This is a genomic window from Aquabacterium sp., from assembly GCF_041909175.1.
GTDB lineage: Bacteria > Pseudomonadota > Gammaproteobacteria > Burkholderiales > Burkholderiaceae_C > Aquabacterium.
This window is the reverse complement of the sequence record NZ_JAYRDZ010000006.1, coordinates 317,953-324,111: the sequence shown is the minus strand read 5'-3', so window position 1 is coordinate 324,111 and position 6,159 is coordinate 317,953. Positions and strand designations below refer to the sequence as shown.

Genomic DNA, 6,159 nt, shown 5'->3' with positions numbered 1-6,159 from the left:
ATGAAAACCTCTGAGAACGTCTCTTGAATTGGAGGGAAGTCTGTTGCCTTCATTGGGATCTCGATTGCTTAAGTCTTACGAATGTCTGAGCGCATGTAATGCGTGGCCTAACGTAATTTAGACGTCAGTGGCACATGGCCACATATGGCAATAAACGGCTAGATGTAGCCATTTATGGATAGATGTGGAGTCCATATCTATCCACTTTTCCGAATGCGGTCCTGCAGGCCCAGGGACCTCACCACACTCAGCGGCATGAGCCAAAGTTTGTCTTTGGGGCTCCACTGCGCTCCGGCCGCCAGTACGACAGACCGTAACTGGCGCTCGTTGTAGGCAATGTCCACGCCGACGAGATCCGTTGCCTTGGCGCGCAGCGGGGCTTGCTCAACAGCAAGTTCAACCGTGGTGACGCGAGTTTGTCCGTCTGGAGAAATGCGATGTCTGACGCAAACCAGCTTGTCGCCATATCGCTGAGCAAGCTTGATGGCACCTGCCGTGTCAGGCGCCAGTTTTTTGGACACACGGTAGTTCGTAGCCTCGTGTGGCATGTTGTTCCATCCCTGATCAGTGAATTTGAATCCACTTGTTTTCTATTTGTTAAGCATACTGTCCGCTTAGAGGCTGGTCAATTTCGGATTTGAGACAGTGGCATCCTCGTTTTCCGCATAAGGCGCTGAGGTTTGCTTCGTTGATGTGGGGCCGGCAGGGGCAGAAACTGGCAGGAACCCACCACATCACGAGGTCATGCATGTCAAACGTCTATGCCGACAATGCCCAGTCCATCGGGCACACCCCTCTGGTCAAACTCAACCGCATTCTGGATGGCGCGCCCGCCACGGTGCTCGCCAAGATTGAGGGCCGCAACCCGGCTTACTCGGTGAAGTGCCGCATTGGCGCCGCCTTGGTGTGGGACGCCGAAAAGCGCGGCCTGCTGGGCCCGGGCAAAGAGTTGGTTGAGCCCACCAGCGGCAACACCGGCATTGCGCTGGCGTTTGTGGCGGCGGCACGCGGCATTCCGCTCACGCTGACCATGCCTGAAACCATGAGCCTGGAGCGCCGCAAGCTGCTGCTGGCCTATGGCGCCAAGCTGGTGTTGACCGAAGGGGCCAAGGGCATGAGTGGTGCCGTGGCCAAGGCCGAAGAGATTGCGGCGTCTGACCCGAGCCGCTATGTGCTGCTGCAGCAGTTCAAGAACCCTGCCAACCCGGCCATTCACGAGGCCACCACGGGCCCCGAAATCTGGAAGGACACCGACGGGGCGGTGGATGTGTTCGTGTCGGGTGTGGGCACGGGCGGCACCATCACTGGGGTGTCGCGCTACCTGAAGCAGACCCAGGGCAGGGCGGTGGTGTCCGTGGCGGTGGAGCCGGCTGCAAGCCCCATCTTGACGCAGACCCGCCGGGGCGAGCCGGTGAAGCCGGGGCCGCACAAGATTCAAGGCATTGGTGCCGGCTTTGTGCCGGGCGTGCTCGACCTGAACCTGGTTGATCTGATCGAAACCGTGAGCAACGAGGAAGCCATTGACTACGCACGCCGCCTGGCGCGTGAGGAAGGCATCTTGTCGGGAATCTCGTCGGGCGCGGCGGTGGCGGTAGCGGCTCGTCTGGCCAGGCGGCCAGAATTTGCCGGCAAGACCATTGTGGTGATCTTGCCGGACTCGGGCGAGCGTTACCTCAGCTCGATCTTGTTTGAAGGCGTGTTTGACGCCTCAGGCTTACCCCTGGCTGCCTGAGTGGGCGGCCCAGAAGCCTTGGTGGAGGGCGGCAATCTCTTCCTCCAGGGCGGGAACCGGGCCCACCACTTCAATGGGCTTTTGCCCGCGTGAGAAGACCTCACGGCAGGGCAGGCTCATGGTGGGGTTCTCGTCGGCATTGCCGGTGAGTTGCAGCAAGCGCTCTTCGGTCATGGCGTAGACCACGCGGCCGATGTTGGCCCAGTATTGGGTGCCGGCGCACATGGCGCAGGGTTCGGCCGTGGTCACCAGGGTGCACTGCCAGAGTACGTCGGGGCTGTAGTTCAGTGCGGCGGTGCGGGCCAGCACCGATTCGGCATGGTTCACCGTGTTGACGTTGCCTTGCTCGGCCAGCACGGTTTCACCATCGGGCCCCACCAGAATGGCGCCAAAGGGGTGGCGCCCCAGCCCCATGGCCCGGCGGGCCACCTCGTTGGCGCGCTTCAGGTGCCGGGTGATCTGGTCGTCGGTCAGGGGCTTCAGTCGGGTGTAGTGCATAAAGGCTCAGGCTGCGCGGGCTTTCAGGATGGTGGCGACGGCTTCGTCGGCATCGGCCTTGAGGGCTTCGAGGTCCAGGCCCGGAATGGCACCGTTTTCCACCACGATCTTGCCGGCGCACAGCACGGTGCTGGGGCGGGCTGCACCGCTGACCACCGGGGCAATGATGGGGTCGTGCAGGCCCCATTGGCGCGGTTCGTTGAGCGGCATGACGACGATGTCGGCGGCCTTGCCCACTTCCAGGGTGCCCACGGCATCGAGCCCCAGAATCTGCGCGCCACCAAAGGTGCCCATGCGGACCACGTCTTCGGCAGAGATGGCATCGGCACCGCCTACAGCGCGGTGCACCATCCAGGCGGTGTGGGCCTCGTGGTACATGTCGGCCGCTTCGTTCGAGGCAGCGCCATCGACCGCCAGCGACACGCGGCCGCCGGCCTTCATGAGGGCCGGTGCAGGCGCCACGCCAGAGCCCAGGCGGCAGTTGCTTTGCGGGCAGTGGGCCATGCCGGTGCCGGTGGCCGCCAGGGTCTGAATTTCAGCCGGGGTGAGGTGCACCAGGTGGGCAAACCACACGTCTTCGCCCAGCCATTCGTGTTGCTCGACAAATTCCACCGGGCTGCAGTTGTGCACTTCCTTGCAGTAAGTGATGTAGTCCTTCGTTTCGCTGAGGTGGCTGTGCAGGCGGATGCCCAGGCGGCGGGCTTCGCGGGCCATGGGCTTGAGGTGCTCGGGCGGCACGGACCAGGTGGGTGTGGTGGCCGCGCTCACCACGCGGCGCATGGCGTCAGCCGCCGGGTCGTGGTAGCGGTGCACGTCCTTTTCCACGCTGGCGAGGAACTGTTCTAGCGTTTCAGGCTGGCATTGGGGCGGGGCGTTGCGGTCTACCTCGCGCTTGATAGTCTGGCCACCACGGGCGAGCACAAAGCGCACGCCCAGGTCTTCGGCTTCGTCAAACACGGCAGCTGATGCGTCGAACGGCATGCCGGGGTAGTAGTGGTATTGGTGGTCAGCCACAGTGGTGCAGCCCGACAGCAGCAGCTCGACCATGCCCAGGCGTGCGGCCAGGCGCAGCACGGCTTCGTGGTCGAAGTGGCGGCGGTAGGACACCGGCACCGCCGTGAGCCAGCCCAGCAGCGGCAGGTTGATGCCGGCCGGGATGCCCTTGAGCAGGCTTTGGAACAAGTGGTGGTGGGTGTTGACCCAGCCGGGCATGACGATGCAGCCGCTGGCGTCGATCACCTTTTCGTCGGGCAGCGGCTCGAGCTGGCCGATGGCGGTGATGGTGCTGCCGGTGACCCGGATGTCGGCGCCCTGGGTGGCGACATCGTGGCGCATGGCATCACCTGCCAGACCGGTGAGGATGCCCTTGGCACCACGGATGAGGATGGTTGATGAGCTCATGGTTGTACTTCTTCGAATGTGAGGGTCACTTGTTCAATTCGCTTTCGTGCCAGCCGCCCAGTGCCCAGCGGGAGAGTACAGCCAGGGCAGAGAACACAGCCACGCCGGTCAGCGAGATCAGCACCAGGGCTGCAAACATGCGGGGGATGTTGAGCTGATAACCGGACTGCAGGATCTGATAAGCCAGACCGGTACCGGTGCCGCCCGTGCCCGCTACGAACTCGGCCACGACCGCACCAATCAGTGCCAGGCCCCCCGAAATGCGCAAGCCGGCAAAGAAGTATGGCAGGGCGCTGGGAATGCGCAGGCGAATCAGCACCTGCAGACGGTTGGCCCGTTGCAGCTGGAAGTAGGACGCCAGGCCCGGGTGCACGCTGCGCAGCCCCAGGGTGGTGTTGGAAATGATGGGAAAGAGCGCGACCAGCGTGGCGCAGACCACCATGGAGGCGGTGGGGTCCTTCACCCAGATGATGATGAGCGGGGCAATGGCCACGATGGGCGTGACCTGCAGCAGCACGGCATAGGGGAAGAAGGCCGCTTCGATCCACCGGCTTTGCACGAAGGCAAAGGCCACCAGGGTGCCAAGAAGGGCCGACACACCGAACGCCAGCAGCGTGATCTTCACGGTGACCCACAGGGCGCTGCTCAGCAGCGACCAGTCGGCCACCAGGGTTTTGGCGATGAGCCAGGGCGACGGCACGAGGTAGGCCGGCACTTCGTTGACGGTGACCCAGGTTTGCCACAGTCCCAGCAGGACCACGGCCACGATCAGCGGCATCACCCATTGGCGAGCGTGGTTCATATCAGTGGGCCTCCTCGGTGTCGGACACGCTGGCGGCCATCAGTTGTTGGTGCAGATGGCGGACCAGGGCATTGAATTCAGGGCTGGTGCGGCTGTCTTCGTCGCGCGGGTAGGGCAGGTCGACCTTGAGGTCTTCCACCACCCGGCCAGGGCGGGCGGCCATCATGATGACGCGCGACGACAGGAACACGGCTTCGCTGATGCTGTGGGTCACGAAGACGACCGTCAGGCCGGTCTTGCGCCACAGCTCCAGCAGGTCGGTGTCGAGCTTGTTGCGGGTGATTTCGTCGAGCGCGCCAAAGGGCTCGTCCATGAGCAGCAGCTTGGGGCGTGTGACCAGGCCACGTGCAATCGACACGCGCATCTGCATGCCACCAGACAGTTCACGCGGGCGGTGCTTGCCGAACTTGCCCAGGCCGACGAGTTCCAGTGCTTCGGCCACGCGGGGGCCCGACTCTGACTTGGGGACGCCGGCGAGGTCCAGCGGCAGGCGCACATTGGCTTCGACCGAGGCCCAGGGCATCAGCGTGGCTTCCTGGAACACGAAGGACAACTGGTGGTCGACCTTGGTGTCGTTGACGGGCTTGCGCGAGAGCAGCAGGCGCCCGTCAGTGGGCTCGAGCAGCCCGGCAATCATCTTGAGCAAGGTGCTCTTGCCGCAGCCGGATGGGCCCAGCAAGGTGATGAACTCACCCGGCTGGATGGTCAGGTCGACCGGTGTGAGGGCGCGGGTGCCGTTCGGGTAGACCTGCTCTGCGGAAAGGACTTCAATAGCCGGTACGGGTGCGTTCATACATCTCGATGATGTGTTGCCCTGCCGTGGTGGGGGCATAGCGGGGCGGGTTGGCCTCGTCAAAGCAGCCTGGCAGCGCCTTGACTTCGGAGAAGTAGTCCATGTCGAAGAAGTAGGCGATGGAGTAGCGCTCGCGGCCCTTCGGGTTGAAGACGCGGTGGAAGTTCGACACGTAGGCGTCGTTGGTCCAGCGCTGCATCATGTCGCCCAGGTTGACGACAAAGGCGTTAGGCACGGGCGGGGCATCGAACCAGGTGCCGTCTTTGGCTCGCACCTGCAGGCCGCCTGCATCGTCTTGGGCCAGCAAGGTGACGCTGCCCCAGTCGGTATGGGCGCCACAGCCGATCTGGCCGGGTTCCAGCTTGTTCGATGGCGGTTGCTCAGGGTAGTGCAGCAGGCGCAGGATGGGAGTGGGGTCTTTCAGGAAGGCTTCAAAGTAATCAGCTGGCAGCTTCAGGCCCTGGGCAATGACCGACAGCAGGCGGTGGCCCAGGTCGTTGAGCGCGGCTTCATAGGCTTGCATGGTGGCCTTGAAGCCAGGCACCAGTTCTTCGTCTGGCCATTGGTTGGCGCCCTGGTTGGGCACATGGGCCTTGACCAGCGGGTCTTCGGGGCCGCGGTCCACTCCCATGTAGAAGCTTTCCTTGATGTCGCCTGGCATGGTCGGGTCCAGCTTTTGCCAGCCAATGGGGTCGAACCCACGGTGGATGCCGCTTTTTTCGATGTGCCACTGGTTCTTGGCCTCGTCGCTGAGGGCAAAGAAGCGCTTGGACATCTCGAAGGCGGCTGCACGCAACTCGGCCGGTACGCCATGCCCGACCACATAGAAAAAGCCGTGCGTGCGGCAGGCGAGATCCAGACGCTGGGGCAGCCCTTCGGGCTGGCTCATGTCGATGATGGGCAGGGCGTACTCAGTCATGATGTGTGCTTCTT

The 6,159-nt window shown here is 63.3% G+C and carries 7 protein-coding genes; 1 reads left to right on the top strand and 6 read right to left on the bottom strand.

Annotation, left to right across the window (positions count from 1 at the left end; translation table 11 throughout):
• Window positions 1-197 precede the first annotated feature (197 nt).
• A complete protein-coding gene (locus tag ACE3PH_RS11415; RefSeq protein WP_374318995.1) occupies window positions 198-521 on the bottom strand; it encodes a hypothetical protein in 324 nt (107 codons plus the stop codon).
• Window positions 522-748: 227 nt separating this feature from the next.
• Here ACE3PH_RS11415 and cysK point away from each other — a divergent pair, with 227 nt between their 5' ends.
• Complete coding sequence (gene cysK, locus ACE3PH_RS11410; RefSeq protein WP_374318993.1) at window positions 749-1,732, top strand: cysteine synthase A; 984 nt, start codon at window positions 749-751, stop codon at window positions 1,730-1,732.
• Here cysK and ACE3PH_RS11405 read toward each other — a convergent pair.
• Genes ACE3PH_RS11405 through ACE3PH_RS11385 form a run of 5 tightly spaced genes read right to left on the bottom strand, consistent with a single transcriptional unit; the run spans window position 1,715 to window position 6,145 of the window.
• A complete protein-coding gene (locus ACE3PH_RS11405; RefSeq protein ID WP_374318991.1) occupies window positions 1,715-2,230 on the bottom strand; it encodes a nucleoside deaminase in 516 nt (171 codons plus the stop codon). The genes cysK and ACE3PH_RS11405 overlap by 18 nt on opposite strands.
• 6 nt (window positions 2,231-2,236) lie before the next feature.
• Window positions 2,237-3,631 carry an amidohydrolase family protein gene (locus ACE3PH_RS11400; RefSeq protein WP_374318989.1) on the bottom strand — a complete coding sequence of 465 codons (1,395 nt, stop codon included), beginning with the start codon at window positions 3,629-3,631 and terminating at the stop codon, window positions 2,237-2,239.
• A gap of 25 nt (window positions 3,632-3,656) precedes the next feature.
• Complete coding sequence (locus ACE3PH_RS11395) at window positions 3,657-4,433, bottom strand: ABC transporter permease (protein ID WP_374318987.1); 777 nt, start codon at window positions 4,431-4,433, stop codon at window positions 3,657-3,659.
• Window position 4,434: 1 nt separating this feature from the next.
• Window positions 4,435-5,226 carry an ABC transporter ATP-binding protein gene (locus tag ACE3PH_RS11390; protein ID WP_374318986.1) on the bottom strand — a complete coding sequence of 264 codons (792 nt, stop codon included), beginning with the start codon at window positions 5,224-5,226 and terminating at the stop codon, window positions 4,435-4,437.
• A complete protein-coding gene (locus ACE3PH_RS11385) occupies window positions 5,201-6,145 on the bottom strand; it encodes an isopenicillin N synthase family dioxygenase (protein ID WP_374318984.1) in 945 nt (314 codons plus the stop codon). The genes ACE3PH_RS11390 and ACE3PH_RS11385 overlap by 26 nt, the downstream gene beginning before the upstream one ends.
• Between the last annotated feature and the right edge of the window lie 14 nt (window positions 6,146-6,159).